The sequence below is a fragment of the Leucobacter komagatae genome, assembly GCF_006716085.1.
GTDB classification, from domain to species: domain Bacteria; phylum Actinomycetota; class Actinomycetes; order Actinomycetales; family Microbacteriaceae; genus Leucobacter; species Leucobacter komagatae.
In genome coordinates this window covers 1,191,714-1,209,447 of record NZ_VFON01000001.1, presented here as the reverse complement: position 1 = coordinate 1,209,447, position 17,734 = coordinate 1,191,714, and the positions used below count along the sequence as shown (strand labels likewise).

Genomic DNA, 17,734 nt, shown 5'->3' with positions numbered 1-17,734 from the left:
CGCGGCTATCGGCTACAGCAGGTTCACGAGCGCGATGTAGGTCGCCGTTCCCGCAGCGATGCTCAGCAGCACGCGTCGCCCGCAGAACAGGTGCACCGCGATGGTTACTGCCGTCGCGGTGAGCACCATCCACCACTGATCTGCGCGCGCAACGATCTCGTCGCGCAGCACGACGACGGCGAGGATCAGCAGGATCCCGGCAGGCATCCACTCGCCGAGCGAGCGAACGAACTTCGATTTGCGGAGCGGCTTGAGCATCGCGAAGGGGAGCGCGCGGAGCCCGAACGTGATGACGCCGCCGATCGCGATTGCGGCGATGAGGTACCAGGTCATTCTGTTGCTCCCTCTGCCTGGCCGTCGCCGGTCTCATTGCGGCCCCGACGTGCATCGAGCGCGTACCTGACCGCGAGGAGGGCCGCGAAGAGTACGAGCGCCGCGAGCATGGTGTTCCCGGGGAACGCGGTGATTGCGACGGCAACCGCGAGGGCCGCGAGCAGCGCGGAGGGTACCTGCCTGCGCGACCTCACAGCGTCAACGGTCATCACGGTGAAGGTCGCCGCGAGCGCGAACTCGAAACCCTCGATCGGGGCGGGGAGGGCACGCGCGATCGCGAGCCCGATGAGCCCGCCGACCACCCAGTACAGCTGCATCATGACCTGACCGGTGAGTATTCGGGCGCTCGTGAGCTGCTTCGCTGGCATCAACACATACGTGGCGTAGGCCTCATCGATGAGCGCGTACACGGAGTACGCGCGGGGGAGCCCCGAGCGAACTCTCGACAGCGGGAACGACAGCGCATAGAAGACGTGCCTGAAGTTCACTGCGAAGACCGTGACCGCGATCGTGAGGAGCGGTGCCCCGGCAGCCAGCATGCTCACGAGCAAGAGCTCAACCGAGCCGGCGAAGATCACGATCGAGAGTGCGGGGGCGACCCAGAGCGGCAGGCCCGCCTGGACGACGAGGATGCCGAGTGCGACGCCCAGCGGGAAGATCCCGATCCCGACGCCGAGGGAGTCGCGGACGCCGTGGGCGATTTGGGTGCGCAATGGGCCCTGCTCTGGGGTCTGCGCGGCTGATGACATGATTCCTATTCTCTCGCAGGTTGAGGGGCTTGCCGGCGGGGGAGGTCTTGGCAAGCCGGGCTTTGAGCCCCCGGCGCCTCAAGCGCTCAACCTCACGACCTGAGATCTGCAGTTCCTATGCCGATATCTGTGGTGTGGGGCAGATCAAACGCTGAACACATACGGAGGGCGTGAGGGTGGGGCGGGTTGAGGTCGGGCAAGGCAGCGGCGCAGCAAAAAGGGCGCGCCCAGGCCGAAGCCTGAGCGCGCCCGCGGCGACCGTTCGCCAGAGCTAGTTCACCGGGCCGGTGTACTTCTCGCCCGGGCCCTTGCCGATTGCGTCAGGGATCGGCGACGCCTCACGGAACGCGAGCTGCACGGAGCGGAGACCGTCGCGCAGGCTGCGGGCGTGCATGTCGCTCACCTCGGGTGCGCCGGCGGTGATGAGGCCCGCGAGGGCGTTGATGAGCTTGCGCGCCTCGTCGAGGTCGATCTGGTTCTCGGGGTCGTCGGCGAGGCCGACCTTGACCGCGGCGGCGCTGAGCAGGTGCACTGCGGCCGTCGTAATCACCTCAACCGCGGCGACATCTGCGATATCGCGAACGGCCTGGGCTGCCTCATCGCCCTCCGGATACACCGCGTCATGGTTGGTCGTCTGTGCTGCCTCGTCGGCGTTCTGCTCGCTCATATAAGCGCCCCTGTCTATATCTTCGCTCAGTGTGCTAAGCTTCTTGAGGTTATCGGCAAACTTGCCGGTGCTACGGAAGAGGAGATTCTCCCACCCGAAACCTCTACAAGGTTACCGGGTAGTTGGCACTCCGCCGCATTTCATGCGGCAGCTAAAGGGTGTGGGCACGCGTGCGTTCCCGATCTCGTTTCCGTGAGCCTCGACACCGTCGAGCAGACTTAACACATTGAGATCAGAGGAGCAGGCGATCAGCGATCCCCGTACGAATGACCGAATCCGCGTTTCCGAGGTGCGACTGGTAGGACCCAGTGGCGAGCAGGTCGGAGTCGTGCCGATCGATACTGCGCTGCGCCTTGCTGCAGAGGCGGATCTCGATCTCGTTGAGGTTGCGCCGAACTCGAAGCCTCCCGTTGCCAAGATCATGGACTTTGGCAAGTTCAAGTACGAGGCAGCTCAGAAGGCCAAGGAAGCGCGCCGCAACCAGGCGAACACCGTCCTCAAGGAGGTTCGCTTCCGCCTGAAGATTGACAAGCACGACTACGAGACCAAGGTCAAGCGTGCTGTCGGCTTCCTCGAGCAGGGCGACAAGGTCAAGGCAATGATCCTGTTCCGTGGCCGCGAGCAGTCGCGCCCCGAGCAGGGTGTGCGCCTCCTGCAGCAGTTCGCGGAGCACATTGCCGAGTACGGCACTGTCGAGTCGAACCCCCGGATTGATGGCCGCAACATGGTGATGGTCATCGCTCCGCTCAAGAACAAGTCCGAGGCGAAGGCTGAGCAGAACGCTCGCCGCGCTGAGGAGAAGGCGTCGCGTCGCGCTGAGAAGCCCGCCGCAGATTCCGCCGCCAAGGCAGCGGAACCCGCCGCCGAATAAGACCCGTGGCTGCGAAGCGGAGAGGATCCGCTGAGCGCCCATGACGCAGCCGCTTCGGCGGTGCACCACAACAAGGAGAAAACCGATGCCAAAGCAGAAGACCCACTCGGGGGCTAAGAAGCGCTTCAAGGTAACCGGCTCCGGCAAGCTGATGAAGCAGCAGGCCGGCATGCGCCACAACCTTGAGGTTAAGTCCTCGCGTCGCAAGCGCCGCCTGAACGCTGAGCAGGTGCTGTCCAAGGGTGACGCCAAGCAGGCGATGAAGCTCCTCGGTCACTAAAGCCGGCCCACAACTTATCTCGTTAAGGAAGAACTGAAATGGCAAGAGTCAAGCGGGCCGTCAATGCCCACAAGAAGCGTCGCGTAATTCTCGAGCGCGCCGAGGGCTACCGCGGACAGCGTTCGCGCCTGTACCGTAAGGCCAAGGAGCAGGTTACCCACTCGCTCGTTTACGCGTACAACGACCGTCGCAAGAAGAAGGGTGACTTCCGTCGCCTGTGGATCCAGCGCATCAACGCTGGCGCACGCGCGAACGGCCTCACCTACAACCGCTTCATCCAGGGCCTCGCGCTTGCTGGTGTCGAGGTTGACCGCCGCATGCTCTCGGAGCTCGCGACCAACGAGCCCGCAGCATTCGCGACGCTCGTCGAGGTTGCCAAGAAGGCTCTCCCCGAAGACACTTCGGCTCCCAAGGTTGCTGCCTAAGTAGCCCAAGCGAACACCCCGTCCCGCACTCGCGGGGCGGGGTTTTTGCGTGTCCGGGTAGTCTTGTGTGGTGACTGAACTCATCGAGAACCCCAAGGCCCCACGCGTGAAGCGGGTCGCAGCGCTCGCTCGGAAGAAAGAGCGCGGTGAGACCGGCCGCTTCCTCGTCGAAGGCCCGCAGGCCGTCAGGGAGCTGCTGACCTACAGGCCCGCGCTCGCCGAAGTGGTCTACGCGACGACCGGCACCGAGGCGTGGCAGCTCGAGCTCGATCGCCTCGCGTCTGACGCCGGGGTGGAGATTGAGCGCGCGACGCCGCAGGTCATCCAGGCAATGGCAGAGACCGTGCAGCCGCAGGGCGTGATCGCGGTCGCGCGTATTCCCGACGCAACGCTCGCGGACGCGCTCGCGGGCGCGAAGCTCGTCGCCGTGATGCACGAGGTTCGGGATCCCGGTAACGCTGGCGCCGTGCTCCGAGCAGCGGATGCTGCGGGTGCCGACGCCGTCGTGTTCTCAGGTGAGTCGATCGATCCGTGGCACCCGAAGGTGGTGCGCTCGACGACAGGGTCGCTGTTCCATCTCCCGGTCGTGACCGAGAGCTCGCTCGAGGACGTCGTCGCTGCTGCGCGCGAAGCGGGGCTCGAGACGATCGCAGCGGATGTCCGTGGCGATGAGATCACCGACGTCCGGGCGCAGCTGCGCGGCGGCATCGCATGGGTCTTCGGGAACGAGGCGCGTGGGCTCGGTGAGGCTGAGCGCGACGTGATTGGCCGCTCCATCCGGCTGCCCATCTACGGTGCGGCCGAGTCGCTCAACCTCGCGACCGCCGCGAGCGTGCTGCTGTACGAGACTGCGTTCTCGCAGCGGGCCTAGCCGCCGAGCCGCCGAGCCCTGCCCCAACGGCCCCTAGCTGGCGAGGGGCTGCTCGCCAGCGTCGCCGCGCGCGCCGGATCGCCTCGCCCAGTGCACGAGGGGCTGCAAGATCGTGATGAGCTCGCTACCCGACGGCGTGAGGCCGTAGCGGATCTGCACGGGCGTGCTCGGCACGACGGCGCGCGTCACGAGCCCCTGAGCTTCGAGCTCGCGCAGGCGCGCGGCGAGCAGCCGATCAGAAATGCTGTCGATGCTCGCGTGGATCTCCGAGAAGCGCTCGGCGCCGCGGGCGAGCGAAAGCAGGATCGCGGCAGTCCATTTTCTGCCGGCGAGCTCGGCGGCCTCGCGGAAGAGGCGGCACTCGTCGTCATCGATCGTGTGGAGCTGCGGGGCGCTGTGTGGTGCTGAGACTGTCTTCACGCTTACCAATAGTAAGTGACTAACCTGCGAGTTGTCCGAGCTGCCCCGACGCTTCAGAGTAGAGGTACATCACCACACATTGAAGGGGAGCGGCATGCAGCTCGGTGTCTACAGTTTCGGAAATCAGGCGACGGATCCCGCCACAGGAGGGCTCGTGAGCACGGCGCAGGCGCAGCGCGACCTGCTCGAAGCGATCGTGCTCGCCGACCAGGTTGGGCTCGAGTTCTTTGGCATCGGGGAGCACCACACTGAGGAGATGCCGGCCTCGGCAGCCTCCGTGATCCTCGGGGCGGCGGCGAGCCAGACCAAGCGGATCCGGCTCGCGAGCGCGGTGACGGTGCTGAGCACCGATGACCCCGTGCGTATCTTCCAGCAGTTCGCGACGCTCGACGCGCTCTCGAACGGCCGAGCCGAGATCACCGCGGGGCGCGGCTCGTCCGTCGAGTCGTACCCCCTGTTCGGCTACCGGCTTGAGGACTACGACAGGCTCTACGCTGAGAAGCTCGAGCTTCTGCTCAAGGTGAATGAGCAGGCGACGGTGACCTGGAGCGGTTCGGTGCGCGCCGCGCTCGACGAGCAGCTCGTGGTGCCGCGCCCGGACCGCGGCTCGCTGCCGATCTGGCTCGGCACGGGAGGCAGCCCGAACTCAACCGTCCGTGCTGGGCAGCTCCAGTTGCCGGTCTCGTACGGGATCATCGGGGGAGACCCGGTGCGGTTCAAGGCGCTCGCAGACCTCTACCGGAGGGCGTGGGCGGCGGGGCCGGAGACGACGAGACACCCCCTCATCTCGGTCGGCAACCCCGGCTTCATCGGCGAGACCGACCGCGAGGCACGCGACACCTTCTGGCCGACCTGGTACCGCGGCATGGCCGACATTGGTCGCCGCCGCGGGTTTGCGCCGCCGATCCGCGAGCACTTCGACATTGAAGCCGAGGGCGGCGCGCTCTTCGTCGGCGAGCCCGAGCAGATCGCGAACCGCATCATCAGGCTCCACCACGCGATGGGGCACTCACGCCAGTTCTTGCAGATGGACTTCCTCGGACTGCCGCAGCGCGACCTGCTGCGCTCGATCGAGCTCCTTGGCACGAAGGTGAAGCCCCTCGTCGACGCCGAGCTCGGCCCCGAGCCGGAGGTCGTGCCGAACCCGCTCGACGGCGGCCCCGCGCCAGCGCAGACGGGAGCCGCATCATGACCCGGGTCGCGGTGCTCGGTGTCGGCAAGGTGGGAACGGCGATCGCGCGGGCGGCGCTCGCGGCGGGCCACGAAGTGACCGTCGCGGGCTCTGGCGACCCGGAGCCCGTGCGGTTTATCACGGAGATCATGGCGCCCGGCGTCGCGGTCGCCGCGGCATACGATGCCGTCGAGGGGAGCGAGATCGTCGTGCTTTCGATCCCGCTGCCGAAGCTCGCGAGCCTGGACCCCGAGATGCTTGCGGGCCGGGTGGTCGTCGATGCGATGAACCACTGGGAGCCAACCGACGGTGCGCTGCCGGCGATCTTCGACGGCCACGCCACCACGAGCGAGGCGGTGGCCGCGCACCTCGCCGGCGCGCGGGTTGTAAAGGCGCTGAACCACATCGGCTACCACGAGATGGAGGCCGACGCCCGCGAGTTCGACGCGGCTGACCGCCGCGGCTTGGCCGCGGTGTCCGACGACGCGGCGGCCGCCCGCGTTGTCGCCGAGTTCGTCTCGAGCCTCGGTTTTGACACGCTCGCGGCTGGGGGACTCGCGCACAGCGCAGCCCTCGAGCCGGGCTCTGAGCTCTTCGCAGGCAGTTTCCCGGTCGCTGACGTCGCGCGGCTGCTCGGGGACGCGGGCGCGCAGATTCACGCGCCCGCGCCCACGGCTACGCGGTAGGCGTCCGGCGCACGAACCACGCCCCGACAACCGCGAGGAGCGAGAGCACGGCGCCCATGAGAAACGCGAACGCGATGCCGTCGGCGCTCGCCGCCACCTCACTCGCACCTGCCGCGGCCGCGCTCGCAGACCGGACCCCGAGCACCGTCACGAAGAGCGCAGTGCCGATCGCGCCAGCGACCTGCTGGACCGCGCCAACGGTTGCCGAGCCGTGCGAGTAGAGCTGGGGCGTGAGCGAACCGAGCGCGCTCGTCATGAGGGGGGTCATCATGAACGCGAGCCCGAGCGAGAGCCCGATGTGCGCGGCGGTCACGAGCGCGGGCGAGGTGTCCTCGGTGAGGCGGGTGAGCGCCCAGAGCACGCCGCTCGCGAGCATCGCGCCGGGAATGACGAGCGGTCGCGGCCCGAACCTATCGAAGAGTCTCCCGACGATGGGCGCGATGAGGCCCATGATGAGGCCGCCGGGCAGCATAGTCAGCCCCGTCGTCACCGGGTCGAGGCCGAGCACGTTCTGCAGGTAGATCGGCAGCAAGATGAGCGTGCCGAACATCGCCGCCATCATGATTGTGACGAGCGACACCGAGAGCGCGAACGGGCGCGACTTGAACACCCGCAGGTCGAGCAGTGCCCGCTCGGTGCGCTGCAGTACGATCTGGCGCCACACGAACAGCACGAGACCGAGGGCGCCCGCGGTGAGCACGACCCCGCCGGTGACGAGGCCGCCCTCCGCGCCGGAACCGATGGTCGAGAACCCGTAGACGAGCCCACCAAAGCCGATGGCTGAGAGCGGGATCGAGATCACGTCGAGTGGACTCTTGCGCACCTCGCCGACGTTGGGCAGCCGGAGCAGGCCAACGGCGAGCATAATGAGCGCGATCGGAAGCACGAACCAGAAGAGCGCGCGCCAGGAGAACGCGTTCAGGATCAGCCCCGACACCGTTGGGCCGAGCGCGGGAGCGACGGCCATGACGATCGTGATCCGCCCCATGAAGCGTCCGCGAGACTCGGCGGGGATGAGCGCCATGATCGTGGTCATGAGCATCGGCATCATCATCGCGGTGCCGCCCGCCTGCACGACGCGAGCGACAAGGAGTAAGGGGAACGTTGGCGCCAGCGCGCCGAGCAGTGTGCCCGCGGAGAACAGCGCCATCGCGAGCGTAAAGATCTGCCGCGTGGTAAAGCGCTGGAGCAGGTAGCCCGTCGTGGGGATCACGACGGCCATCGTCAGCATGAACGCCGTCGTCGTCCACTGCGCGGCGCTCAGGGTGATCCCGAGATCCGCGGTGAGGTGGGGGAGCGCGACGCCCATCACTGTCTCGTTCAGGATCGTGACGAACGCGGCTCCGAGCAGCAGCCAGATCGCTTGGGTGCCGGTCGCGCTTGACCTTGTTGGGGCAGGCCCGACCTCGGTGTTACTCACAGCGCCACGAACCAGAGGACCGAAACGGCGATCGCGAGCAGCATGAGCACGATGTTCATGTGGAAAGGCTCGCTCAGGCGCCGGTGGGCGAAGATCGCGAGGAACTGGATGATCGCGAGCCCGATCGCTGCGATCGGTCCAAGCACGGGCGCGACGCCAATGAGCGGGAACAGGACGACGGCGATCCCGCCGAGTACCTCCGCCGCGCCGATGAACTTCACCCGGCCGGGGCTGAGCTCCTGGAGCGTCGCCATCGGGAGGTCTGCGTGTGGTTTCGCGAGTTTCATCGCGCCCGCCATGAGGAACATGAACGCGAGGATGCCCGTGAGCACCCAGGTAATGATCGAGAGAACAAGCACTGTATTGACTCCAAGAGTAACTAAATGTAACTGAGGTACAGTGAGTAAGTATCGAGCATGAGGGATCGGGCACTGCAACGTGACTGAGTTACCTCGGTGTAACTAGAGCGGGTGTGCCGCAGCGAATGGGGGAAGATGTATGGCCAGTCGAGGCGTTGCAACGTATGGGATCGGCGTGCCGGAGACAGCGCCTGAGGCGCCTGAGCTGTTCGCCACGGGCGCAGCCGCAGGCGACGAGCCGCGCATGCAGCACATCTGCGCGGTCGATGAACAGCAGGCCGAGGTCTTCAGATCGATCCTCGCGCGCGTTGGCGACAAATGGAGCATGATGCTCATTGGCATGCTGCAGCAGGGCCCGTACCGCTTCACGGAGCTCAAGCGAATGACCCCGGGCATCTCGGCCCGCATGCTCACGTTCACGCTCAGGCAACTCGAGCGGGATGGGCTCGTCGAGCGCACCGTTTACGCCGAGATTCCACCCCGCGTCGAATACCGGGCGACGCGTCTCGGCAGCACGCTCGTCGGGCCGGTCATGGCGATCGCCGAGTGGGCGTCAACGCACCAGGCTGAGATCGTCGCGTTCCGTGACCAGTACGATCACGAACAGGGCGAGGCGCGGCCCGTGCGCTAACGCGGGCCGCGCCTCGCGCCAGGTTACGCTCGCGCGCCGCTCGGTTCGCGGTTCGCTGAGCCGGGGGAGAGGTAACGCTCGAGCGAATCGTCGAGCTCCTCGATCCACGGCGTGTGATGCTTCGCCGCGATCGTGCCCGTCATCACTGAGCGGTAGCAGTAGTCGCGGTACCCCATGATGTCCTGTCGCTTGTGGTTCTTCCAATCGACGAAAATGTTCGCGACCTCGTCGATGTCGAACGTGGGGTAGTCAGTCTCGCCCATGAGGTCGCGAACGTAGTCGGCCTGGAACCTGATCTGGTCGGCACCGTTCGTCGGCGTCGCGCGGTAGCGCTGCTGCCAGGCGGTCATCGACTGCTCGCGCTCGGCCTTGCTCGGCATTTCGGCGGTGCCGAGGATGAGGTCGCGCACGTACCAGGCCTGCGTGTCGAACATGTTGAAGGTGAACCACTGGTCTTGCGCGCCGACGTAGAAGAGCGCCGGGTTGTCGTTCCACACGACGCCGCGGTAGAGCTGCTCGGGGTAGAGGTCGTTCGCGCCTGAGACCGCAAACTCGCGCGGCAGGAACGGGTACTTGTGCATGTACCCCGTGCAGAAGATGAGCGCGTCGACGTCTTTTGACGTGCCGTCGGCGAAGAAGGCGGTGCTGCCCTCGAACCGCTGAAGCCCGTGGCGCTCTTCAAAGCGCTCGGGCCACTCGTACCCCATCGGCGCAGTGCGGTAGCTCGCGGTGACCGACTTCGCGCCCATCTTGTAGGCCTGGCTGCCGATGTCTTCGGCGGAATAGCTCGACCCCATCACGAGCACGTCCTTGCCGGCGAGCGCCTCCGCACCCCGGAAGTCGTGCGCGTGAGTGACGAACCCTGGGAAGGTCTCGATGCCGTCAACCTCCGGCGTAAACGGGAACGAGAAGTGCCCGCTCGCGACGATGACGTGGTCGAACGTCTCGGTTGTCGTCTCACCCGTCGGCAGGTGCTCGCTCGTCACTGAGAACTGCTGGGTTGCGTCGTCAAACGCGACGAGGCGCACGACCGTCGTGAACCTGATGTGCTTCCGCACGTCGCTCTTTTCAAGCCGCCCCGCGATGTAGTCCCACAGCACCTCGCGCGGCGGGTACGACGAGATGGGCCGGCCGAAGTGCTCGTCGAACGAGTAGTCCGCGAACTCAAGGCCCTCCTTTGGGCCGTTCGACCAGAGATTGCGGTACATGCTCGAATGCACGGGCTCACCGTACTCGTCGAGGCCCGTCCGCCAGGTGTAATTCCACTGGCCGCCCCAGTCGGCCTGCTTCTCGAAACAGACAAGCTCGGGGACGTCGTGCCCCTGCCGCTCGGCCGATTCGAAGGCGCGAAGCTGAGCCATGCCGCTCGGGCCCGCGCCAATGATTGCTACTCGTTTATTACCACTCACTTAACTACACTTCCTCACTCTGTTGTTGCTCCTAGCCGGTCGCGCGGGGAACGGGGCAACGAGGGAGTCGCGTGCGAGTGTGATCGCTGGCCGACACGTCGATCGACCGCTGAGATTCCCAGCGCGGCAGGGAAAAGTGACTTCTCAACCATCCGTCGGCTAGCAACCTTCACACCATAGCAGTACTCCCGAAATGCTGTTGAGTTTGTGGTCGTGTGAGGGGCCTAGATGCGAGGCGAGAACAGGCGACACGCGAGGGGCCCTGCCCCGGCTGGTATGCCGGGGCAGGGCCCCTCGTTCTGTGAGTGTGGCTCGGGCTGGCTAGGCGGTGAGGCCGGCCCCGAGCGTCTCGCCGCTGCGGAATCCGGGCAGGATCGCGAACACCGCGGAACCCGTGTGCGTCACCCACTCGTTGAGCAGGTCGGCCTCGTCGAGCCGCTGCTGGATCGGCACGAACTGCGTGAGCGGGTTGCGCTGGAAGCAGCCGAACAGCAGCCCGGCCTCCTCGCCCGTGTCGTAGTTCACCGCGCGGCGCACGATGCGCTCGTTCGGGTCGCTCGACGTGGCGCGCCTGATGTGCGCCGCAGACGAGATGACGGAGAGCCCGAGCGCGTTCTTCGCGTCGAAGTCGGCGGGCTTGTGCTCGCCACCCTTCGGGTCCGAGAGCGCCGCGCCATCGGAGAGCGTCCGGCCGATCGTCTGCTCGCGGCCCGGGCGGTCGACGCGATCCCACGTGTCGAGCTCCATCCTGATACGCCGCAGCACGAACGCCGACCCGCCAGCCAGCCACGGTTGCCCGTCGGCCTTGTCGACCCAGATGAGCGGGTCGAAATCTGGTTCGGCCGGCTTCGGGTTCACGGTGCCGTCGACCTGGCCCATGAGGTTGCGCATGGTCGCGCCCTGCGCCTCAGCACCGCGCGCCTGCCTGAACCCCTGCTGCACCCACGCCAACTCGCCGAAGCGGTCAAGGTCGCGGTGCAGCATGCGCGCGGCATGCGCGACGGGTAGCGGGTCGTCGGCCTGCAGCGTGAGCAGCAGGTCGCCACCGTCAAACCCACCCCCGAGCTGGTCGAGCGTGAACGCGGGGAGCGGCGCGAGCCACTTCGGGCGCTTCTTCGGGTCGACGCGGTCGACGAGCCCCGGCCCGACGCCCACCGTGATGGTGAGACGCGAGGGGCGCTCGGCGAGCTCGGGTTCGGGGTCAGCGAGCGGTGCCACTCCGGCCGTGAGCGCTTCGATATCGCCGGTCAGGATCCGGAACATGCGCGCGATCGCGCCCCGGTCGGTCTCGGCCCGCAGCGTGTACGCGATGTGGCGAACGTGGGTCGCCGGCACCGTCGTGATCCCGGCCTGATGGTCGCCGTGGCAGGAGAGCGCCTCGCCACCGAAGCCGGGCCCGTCGGCCGCATCATTGAGCGCGGGGGTCGTCTCAGGATCGAAGCCGGGTTCGTTCGCCCTGTCGCGCTCGGCGAGCGCGTACCCGCCGGCGCCACCCAAGAGCGCGCCAATGCCCGCGCCGACCGCGCCCCCCGTGAGGAGGGCGCGGCGGCTCAGACGGCGTGCCTGCTGATCCTGCTCGAGGGCCTGATCGCTACTCATGATCCATCGCGCTGGCGTCACCCGACATGTCCATGTCGCCGTGATCCATAGCGCCGTGATCCATGTCCTCGTAGCTTTCGTTCGCGCCCGAGGTGTCCTTTACGAGCGCGACGATCTCGAGCGTCGTCCCGTCGTTGAAGGTGAGCTCGACGGTGACGTCGTCGCCGGGGGAGAGGGGCTGCGCGATCTCCATGAGCATGATGTGGTTCGCGCCGGGCTCGAGCACGAGCGACCCGCCAGCGGGAATCGTGACGTCGCCCTCGATCTTGCGCATCTTGCCGTCGACGACCTCGTGCAGCTCGGTGACACCCGCCACGTCGCTCTTCAGCCCGGTGATCACGAGATCCTTCTCGCCGTGATTTTCGATCGTGCCGAAGACGCCGCTCATCGCCTCGCCCGGCTTCGCGTCGGCCGCGGTGGCCTTCACCCAGGTGTCTTTCGCTGTGACAACGGCACCGTTCGCCTCGGCGGAAGCGTCGGCTGTCGGCGCCGGTGCATCGCTCGACGGGGCGCAGCCGGTGAGCGCGAGCGCGAAAGCTGCCGCGGCGGAGGCGAGGCCTACCGCCGCACGACGCGAACGCTGGGTGCGGTGTGTGGTGAACATGAATTACTCCTCGTTTTCGCGGGGGCCCGTGCCCTCCGCGGATGCTGCGCTCTTGCGCATGCGAACAATCATTGGAATCGCGATCGCGACGGCCACGACGGCCGCGCCTCCGATCGCCAGGGGAAGCGTGAGGGACTGAGCGCCCTTCGCGCCTTCCGAACCCGCATCAGCGTCGCCCTCGGGCGTGCTGGCGTCGTCGGTCTCCGCTTCTCCGGTGTAGGGGCGAACCTCGCCCGCAGCGCCATTCTCAATGTCGAACATGAAGCCGCCCTCGATCGGGTGGCCGTCGCTCGACACGACCCGCCACGCCGACGTGTAGGTGCCGTCGGCGAGGGGCGTTGCGAATGGTTGGACGACATCTCGTCCGCTGAAGGTCGGCAGGCCGCCGGTTGCGTCGCCGCCATCTGGCGCGGTCACATGAATCTCTGCGCCTACGTCGAGCACGTTGTCGCTGAAAGTGAGCCGCAGGCTCGAGGGGTCCCCGGCCTCCGACGACTCAACGGCGACGTCGATGAGCTGATCGTGCGCGTTGGCCGGAGCCGCGGGCGACGCGAACGCCGCGAACCCGAGTGCGACACACGCAGCGGTCATGAGCGTCGCGAGCGTGCGACGCTTCGGGGCCGCTCCCTGCGTGTGGGTATGCGAAGGCATAGCTGGTCCTGTTTCTTCCCGGGACAATCGGGACATCGATCTGATTCGTGTTAGGGATGGGGCAACGCGTGCGCGAGCGGGGGCCCGCGCAGCGACCACGAGGAGTAGCCACGAATCTGATCGTTGAGGACAGGTGCCTCGCGGCTCACTGGCTGCGCCGGGCGCCGCTCGAACGCGGCAACGTTGAACGGCTGCGGGAGCGCCCTGCGAATGGAGCGGCCGAGCGCGATGATGGCGCGCTCGCCGCGAGCGATGAGCGCCGTCGACAGCACAGCGGCGACCGCGTGGAGTGCCCACATGAGCGTGTCGGCTGACCCGGCCTCAACGACCGTGGGTACGAAGCGCTCGAGTGAGGCGAGGTGGGCGGCGTGCGAGCCCGTGGGGAACGCCATGTCGGCGCCGAACGAGGCCGAGACGCCGATGCCCGCGAACGCCCAGTGGTAGAGGAACTGGCTGGCGCCGACCGCGAGGCCAACGCGCCAGACCGACCCGATGCGGCCCGCGAGCGCGACGCAGAACGGAAGCGCGATGATCGCCGTCACGAACACGGCAAAGACCGAGACCTCGCCGCCCGCGAGCGAGTGCGACGCAGCCGCAAGGACGGTCGCGAGCGCAGCACCGATCGAGCCGCGCGCGGTGCGTGCCGCGCGGCTCAGGGGCTGCTGTCGCCGGGCCATGCTGCAAGCTTAACCTGCCCCACTGCACCGGAAGCTCAACGCGGGCTCCAGTGCGGGTTCTTCACGCGGGCTCTGGGCTCTGGGCTCTGGGCTCGGGTGGCGTTCACCGATCCACGGTAGGATGAATCCTCGTGTCAGACAACACCACGAACCCCAACCCGATTTCGCAGGAAGCGGTCGACGCCGCTGTAGCTGAAGCTCTTGCCGCCTTTAGCGCGGCCGAGTCAGTCGCAGCGCTCAAGGCCGCGCGGACCGAGCACGTTGGCGACGACTCCGCCATCGCAAAGCTCAACGCGCTGATGCGCGAGGTTCCGAAGGACGAGAAGGCAGTGACCGGCAAGCTCATGGGAGCTGCCCGCGGTCGGCTTGAGGGAGCGTTTAAGGGCCGCGAGGCCGAGCTCGCGGAGGCCGAGGCCGCCGCGCGACTCGTCGCGGAGACCGTCGACGTGACTGAGGCGCCCGTGCGTCGTCGCGCCGGATCGCGGCACCCGCTCGAGCAGCTCAAGGACGAGGCGAGCGACATCTTCATCGGCATGGGCTGGGAGGTCGCGGAGGGCCCCGAGGTCGAGCACGAGTGGTTCAACTTTGACGCGCTCGGATTCGACCCCGACCACCCCGCGCGCACGCTGATGGACACGTTCTTCGTCGAGCCCGCCGACAGGCACCTGCTGCTGCGCACCCACACGTCGCCGGTGCAGGTGCGCTCGCTGCTTGAGCGCGAGCTGCCCGTCTACGTCGTCGCGCCCGGTCGCACCTTCCGCACCGACGAGCTCGACGCAACGCACACCCCCGTCTTCAACCAGATCGAGGGCATCGCAATCGACAAGGGCCTCACGATGGCCCACCTGCGCGGCACCCTTGAGCACTTCGCGCGCCAGATGTTCGGTGCCGAAGCGAAGATTCGCCTGCGCCCGAACTTCTTCCCCTTCACCGAGCCCTCCGCCGAGATGGACGTGTGGCAGCCGAACGCCAAGGGCGGCGCCCGTTGGGTCGAGTGGGGTGGCTGCGGCATGGTCGACTCGAACGTGCTGCTCGCCGCGGGCATCGACCCCGAGGAATACCAGGGCTTTGCCTTTGGCATGGGCATCGAGCGCACGCTCCAGTTCCGCAATGACCTCAACGACATGCGCGACATGGTTGAGGGCGATATTCGTTTCAACGCACAGTTCGGAGGCCTCGTCTAATGCGGATCCCACTCAGCTGGCTCGGCGAATTCGTTTCGCTCGCCGCAGACACCACCCCCGAAGAGGCGCACGCGCAGCTCGTGAGCGTCGGCTTCGAAGAGGAGTCGGTGCGACGCTTTGACGTCTCCGGCCCCGTGGTCGTCGGCGAGGTGCTCTCGGCCGAGCCCGAGCCGCAGTCCAACGGCAAGACCATCAACTGGTGCCAGGTGCGCGTCGCCCCCGAGGGCCAGCGCGCCGCCGACGGCGGCGAGGACGTGCGTGGCATCGTCTGCGGCGCCCACAACTTCGGCCCCGGCGACAAGGTCGTCGTGACGCTGCCCGGCGCCGTGCTGCCCGGCGACTTCAAGATTGCCGCCCGCAAGACTTACGGCCACGTCTCCGACGGCATGATCGCCTCCGCGCGTGAGCTCACGCTCGGCGACGACCACGAGGGCATCATCGTGCTCTCGCGCCTCGGGCTCGACCCCGAAGTTGGTGCGAACGCGCTCGCGCTGCTCGGGCTCGACGACACCGCGGTTGAGATCAACGTCACGCCCGACCGGGGGTACGCCTTCTCGCTGCGCGGCGTCGCCCGCGAGTATTCGCACGCGAGCGGTGCGGTGTTCACCGACCCCGCGATCCGCGACATCACGCCCGCGAGCGGCTTCGACGTCACCATCGCTGACGACGCGCCCATCCGAGGCCGCGTCGGCGCGACGGGCTTCGTGACCCGCGTCGTGCGCGGCATCGACCCGACCAAGCCGACCCCGGCATGGATGGTCGCGCGCCTCCAGCTCGCCGGGATCCGCTCGCTCTCGCTTCCCGTCGACATCTCGAACTACGTCATGCTCGAGCTCGGCAACCCGCTCCACTCGTACGACCTCGCGAAGCTTACGGGCGGTATCACCGTGCGCCGCGCGCGCGACGGCGAGACGCTTGAGACGCTTGACGGTCAGGTGCGCAAGCTCCACGTCGAGGACCTGCTCATCACCGACGACTCGGGCCCGATCGGCCTCGCAGGCGTCATGGGCGGCGAATCGACCAAGGTTGACGACTTGACAACCGACGTGCTGATCGAAGCGGCAACGTTCGACAACGTGACGATCGCCCGCAGCCAGCGCCGCCACAAGCTTCCGAGCGAGGCTTCGAAGCGGTTCGAGCGCGGCGTCGACCCGCTCGTCGCGCAGGCCGCTGCGCAGCGCATGGTCGACCTGCTCGTCGAGCTCGCCGGGGGCACTGCCGACTCGCTCGGCACCGACCTCGTCGCGCCGTGGGAGCCGACCGAGGTGCTGCTGCCGATCGCCCGGGTGAATGGCCTGCTCGGCACCGACTACAGCGATGATGAGGTGCGCAGCGCGCTCACGATGATCGGCTGCGAGGTTGCCGAGGCTGACGCCGCGACGCTCCGGGTCTCCGCGCCGAGCTGGCGCTCGGACCTCACCCGTGCCGCAGACCTGATCGAAGAGGTCGCCCGCATCGTCGGCTACGACCGCATCCCGTCTGAGCTGCCCGTCGCGCCTGCCGGCCGGGGCCTCAATCGCTCGCAGCGGCTTCGCCGCCGCGCGGCAAACGTTGTCACCGCAGCGGGCTTCGACGAGGTGCAGAGCTACCCGTTCGTGTCGCGCACGCAGCTCGACAACTTCGGCGCGGGCCCCGAGCCTGCGGGGGAGCACTCGGCCACTGTCGATGCGATCCGGCTCGCGAATGCGCTCGACGGCGAGACGCCCTTCATGCGCCGCTCGCTGCTCGCTGGCCTCGTCACCGCTGCCCAGCGCAACGTGTCGCGCGGGCTCACCGACCTCGCGCTCGTGGAGTTCGGCCGGGTGTTCGACCCGGCGACCCCCGCGGGTGCGCTCGGCACCGCCGAGGTACCGCCGCTCGCGCAACGCCCGACCGATGCGCTGCTCGCTGAGCTCAACGCATCGATTCCGGTGCAGCCGCACACCGCGGCAGCCCTGCTGCTCGGCGACGCCGTAGAGAAGCAGCCGGGCGAGGCCGGCCGCGAGTACGACTGGGCCGACGCCATCGATGCGGCGCGCATCACCGCGGGCGCCGTCTCTGCGACGCTCACGGTGCGGCAGGGCGCGCACCGCGCGTTCCACCCCGGCCGCACGGCCGAGCTCGTCGTCGCTGGCGAGGTCGTGGGCGTTGCTGGTGAGCTCTTGCCCGAGCTCGTCGCCGAGTACCACCTGCCCGGCCGCGTCGCCGCGTTTGAGCTCAACCTCGAGCGCGTCATGGAGCTCGCGCCGCGCGAGCCCGCGACGAAGAACCTGTCGGGCTACCCGGCCGCGACGCAGGATCTCACGCTCGTCGTGCCCGTCGAGGTACCCGCTGGCGACGTGCTCGCGACCGTGGTGGCGGGCGCGGGCGACCTGCTCGAGCACGCGCACATCGTTGCCGACTACCGCGGGCAGGGTATCGAGGAGGGTCAGCGTGCGCTGACGTTCGCGCTGCGCTTCCGCGCCGGGGATCGCACGCTCAAGGCTGAGGAGGCGAGCGAGGCGAAGCTCGCAGGCGTCGCCGCAGCCGAGCAGGCCTTCGGAGCGAAGCTGCGCGACTAGCGAGCGCAGCGTCGACCGATTGTCGGTGCAGTTCCGCGGCGGGCGGGCCGGGCAGACACTGCCCGGCCCGCCCACACTGCGTTCGGGAGGTGCTGCGAGACGTAGCGAGGCAGAGCTGCCGGGCGTATTCTGTAGCCAGGGCCGCCGCTCGCCAAGACGCACGAGGCGAACGCTCGATGCGGCTGAG

20 protein-coding genes are annotated in these 17,734 nt (G+C 67.7%); 9 read left to right on the top strand and 11 right to left on the bottom strand.

Annotated features, from left to right (window positions below; translation table 11 throughout):
• Positions 1–12 precede the first annotated feature (12 nt).
• From FB468_RS05590 to FB468_RS05580, 3 genes are all read right to left on the bottom strand, one after another.
• The gene (locus FB468_RS05590; RefSeq protein ID WP_141886465.1) at positions 13–333 is read right to left on the bottom strand and encodes a branched-chain amino acid transporter permease; all 321 of its coding nucleotides are present in this window, start codon (positions 331–333) and stop codon (positions 13–15) included.
• The gene (locus FB468_RS05585; RefSeq protein ID WP_141886464.1) at positions 330–1,082 is read right to left on the bottom strand and encodes an AzlC family ABC transporter permease; all 753 of its coding nucleotides are present in this window, start codon (positions 1,080–1,082) and stop codon (positions 330–332) included. The genes FB468_RS05590 and FB468_RS05585 overlap by 4 nt, the downstream gene beginning before the upstream one ends.
• Positions 1,083–1,353: 271 nt before the next feature.
• Positions 1,354–1,749 (bottom strand): DUF1844 domain-containing protein, encoded by a 396-nt coding sequence (locus FB468_RS05580; RefSeq protein ID WP_141886463.1) that lies wholly within the window; start codon positions 1,747–1,749, stop codon positions 1,354–1,356.
• A gap of 247 nt (positions 1,750–1,996) precedes the next feature.
• Between FB468_RS05580 and infC the strand changes: the two genes are divergently transcribed.
• The 4 genes from infC (at position 1,997) to FB468_RS05560 (ending at position 4,196) form a co-directional block, all read left to right on the top strand.
• On the top strand, positions 1,997–2,620 hold the full coding sequence (gene infC, locus FB468_RS05575; protein WP_141888150.1) for a translation initiation factor IF-3: 624 nt from the start codon (positions 1,997–1,999) through the stop codon (positions 2,618–2,620).
• Positions 2,621–2,705: 85 nt separating this feature from the next.
• Positions 2,706–2,900, top strand: a complete 195-nt coding sequence (rpmI, locus tag FB468_RS05570) for a 50S ribosomal protein L35 (RefSeq protein ID WP_119284241.1) — start codon at positions 2,706–2,708, stop codon at positions 2,898–2,900.
• A gap of 38 nt (positions 2,901–2,938) precedes the next feature.
• The gene (rplT, locus tag FB468_RS05565; protein ID WP_119284240.1) at positions 2,939–3,325 is read left to right on the top strand and encodes a 50S ribosomal protein L20; all 387 of its coding nucleotides are present in this window, start codon (positions 2,939–2,941) and stop codon (positions 3,323–3,325) included.
• 67 nt (positions 3,326–3,392) lie between these two features.
• The gene (locus FB468_RS05560) at positions 3,393–4,196 is read left to right on the top strand and encodes a TrmH family RNA methyltransferase (RefSeq protein WP_141886462.1); all 804 of its coding nucleotides are present in this window, start codon (positions 3,393–3,395) and stop codon (positions 4,194–4,196) included.
• A gap of 33 nt (positions 4,197–4,229) precedes the next feature.
• Here FB468_RS05560 and FB468_RS05555 read toward each other — a convergent pair whose 3' ends face one another.
• Positions 4,230–4,616, bottom strand: coding sequence for a winged helix-turn-helix transcriptional regulator (locus tag FB468_RS05555; protein WP_141886461.1), 387 nt, complete (start codon positions 4,614–4,616; stop codon positions 4,230–4,232).
• 94 nt (positions 4,617–4,710) lie between these two features.
• Between FB468_RS05555 and FB468_RS05550 the strand changes: the two genes are divergently transcribed.
• Both FB468_RS05550 and FB468_RS05545 read left to right on the top strand, forming a co-directional pair.
• Entirely contained in the window at positions 4,711–5,808 is a 1,098-nt protein-coding gene (locus tag FB468_RS05550; RefSeq protein WP_141886460.1) for an LLM class flavin-dependent oxidoreductase, read from the top strand.
• Complete coding sequence (locus FB468_RS05545; protein ID WP_141886459.1) at positions 5,805–6,473, top strand: NADPH-dependent F420 reductase; 669 nt, start codon at positions 5,805–5,807, stop codon at positions 6,471–6,473. The genes FB468_RS05550 and FB468_RS05545 overlap by 4 nt, the downstream gene beginning before the upstream one ends.
• Here the strand turns inward: FB468_RS05545 and FB468_RS05540 are convergent.
• Together FB468_RS05540 and FB468_RS05535 are read right to left on the bottom strand one after the other, a co-directional pair.
• A complete protein-coding gene (locus FB468_RS05540) occupies positions 6,463–7,893 on the bottom strand; it encodes an MDR family MFS transporter (protein ID WP_246055770.1) in 1,431 nt (476 codons plus the stop codon). The genes FB468_RS05545 and FB468_RS05540 overlap by 11 nt on opposite strands.
• The gene (locus tag FB468_RS05535) at positions 7,890–8,252 is read right to left on the bottom strand and encodes a DoxX family protein (protein ID WP_246055769.1); all 363 of its coding nucleotides are present in this window, start codon (positions 8,250–8,252) and stop codon (positions 7,890–7,892) included. Before FB468_RS05535 ends, FB468_RS05540 begins: the two co-directional genes overlap by 4 nt.
• A gap of 139 nt (positions 8,253–8,391) precedes the next feature.
• Here FB468_RS05535 and FB468_RS05530 point away from each other — a divergent pair, with 139 nt between their 5' ends.
• Positions 8,392–8,883, top strand: a complete 492-nt coding sequence (locus tag FB468_RS05530; RefSeq protein ID WP_342777242.1) for a winged helix-turn-helix transcriptional regulator — start codon at positions 8,392–8,394, stop codon at positions 8,881–8,883.
• Between the two features lie 23 nt (positions 8,884–8,906).
• Here FB468_RS05530 and FB468_RS05525 read toward each other — a convergent pair whose 3' ends face one another.
• The 5 genes from FB468_RS05525 to FB468_RS05505 form a co-directional block, all read right to left on the bottom strand.
• Positions 8,907–10,244, bottom strand: a complete 1,338-nt coding sequence (locus tag FB468_RS05525) for an NAD(P)-binding domain-containing protein (protein WP_211359167.1) — start codon at positions 10,242–10,244, stop codon at positions 8,907–8,909.
• A gap of 369 nt (positions 10,245–10,613) precedes the next feature.
• The gene (locus FB468_RS05520; RefSeq protein ID WP_141886457.1) at positions 10,614–11,891 is read right to left on the bottom strand and encodes a Dyp-type peroxidase; all 1,278 of its coding nucleotides are present in this window, start codon (positions 11,889–11,891) and stop codon (positions 10,614–10,616) included.
• The gene (locus FB468_RS05515) at positions 11,884–12,495 is read right to left on the bottom strand and encodes a copper chaperone PCu(A)C (protein ID WP_141886456.1); all 612 of its coding nucleotides are present in this window, start codon (positions 12,493–12,495) and stop codon (positions 11,884–11,886) included. Before FB468_RS05515 ends, FB468_RS05520 begins: the two co-directional genes overlap by 8 nt.
• 3 nt (positions 12,496–12,498) lie before the next feature.
• A complete protein-coding gene (locus FB468_RS05510) occupies positions 12,499–13,146 on the bottom strand; it encodes a copper resistance CopC family protein (protein ID WP_170219635.1) in 648 nt (215 codons plus the stop codon).
• Between the two features lie 50 nt (positions 13,147–13,196).
• On the bottom strand, positions 13,197–13,823 hold the full coding sequence (locus tag FB468_RS05505; protein WP_141886454.1) for a hypothetical protein: 627 nt from the start codon (positions 13,821–13,823) through the stop codon (positions 13,197–13,199).
• Between the two features lie 131 nt (positions 13,824–13,954).
• Between FB468_RS05505 and pheS the strand changes: the two genes are divergently transcribed.
• Together pheS and pheT are read left to right on the top strand one after the other, a co-directional pair.
• Positions 13,955–15,007, top strand: coding sequence for a phenylalanine--tRNA ligase subunit alpha (gene pheS, locus FB468_RS05500; RefSeq protein WP_141886453.1), 1,053 nt, complete (start codon positions 13,955–13,957; stop codon positions 15,005–15,007).
• On the top strand, positions 15,007–17,547 hold the full coding sequence (gene pheT, locus FB468_RS05495; RefSeq protein ID WP_141886452.1) for a phenylalanine--tRNA ligase subunit beta: 2,541 nt from the start codon (positions 15,007–15,009) through the stop codon (positions 17,545–17,547). Before pheS ends, pheT begins: the two co-directional genes overlap by 1 nt.
• Positions 17,548–17,734 lie beyond the last annotated feature (187 nt).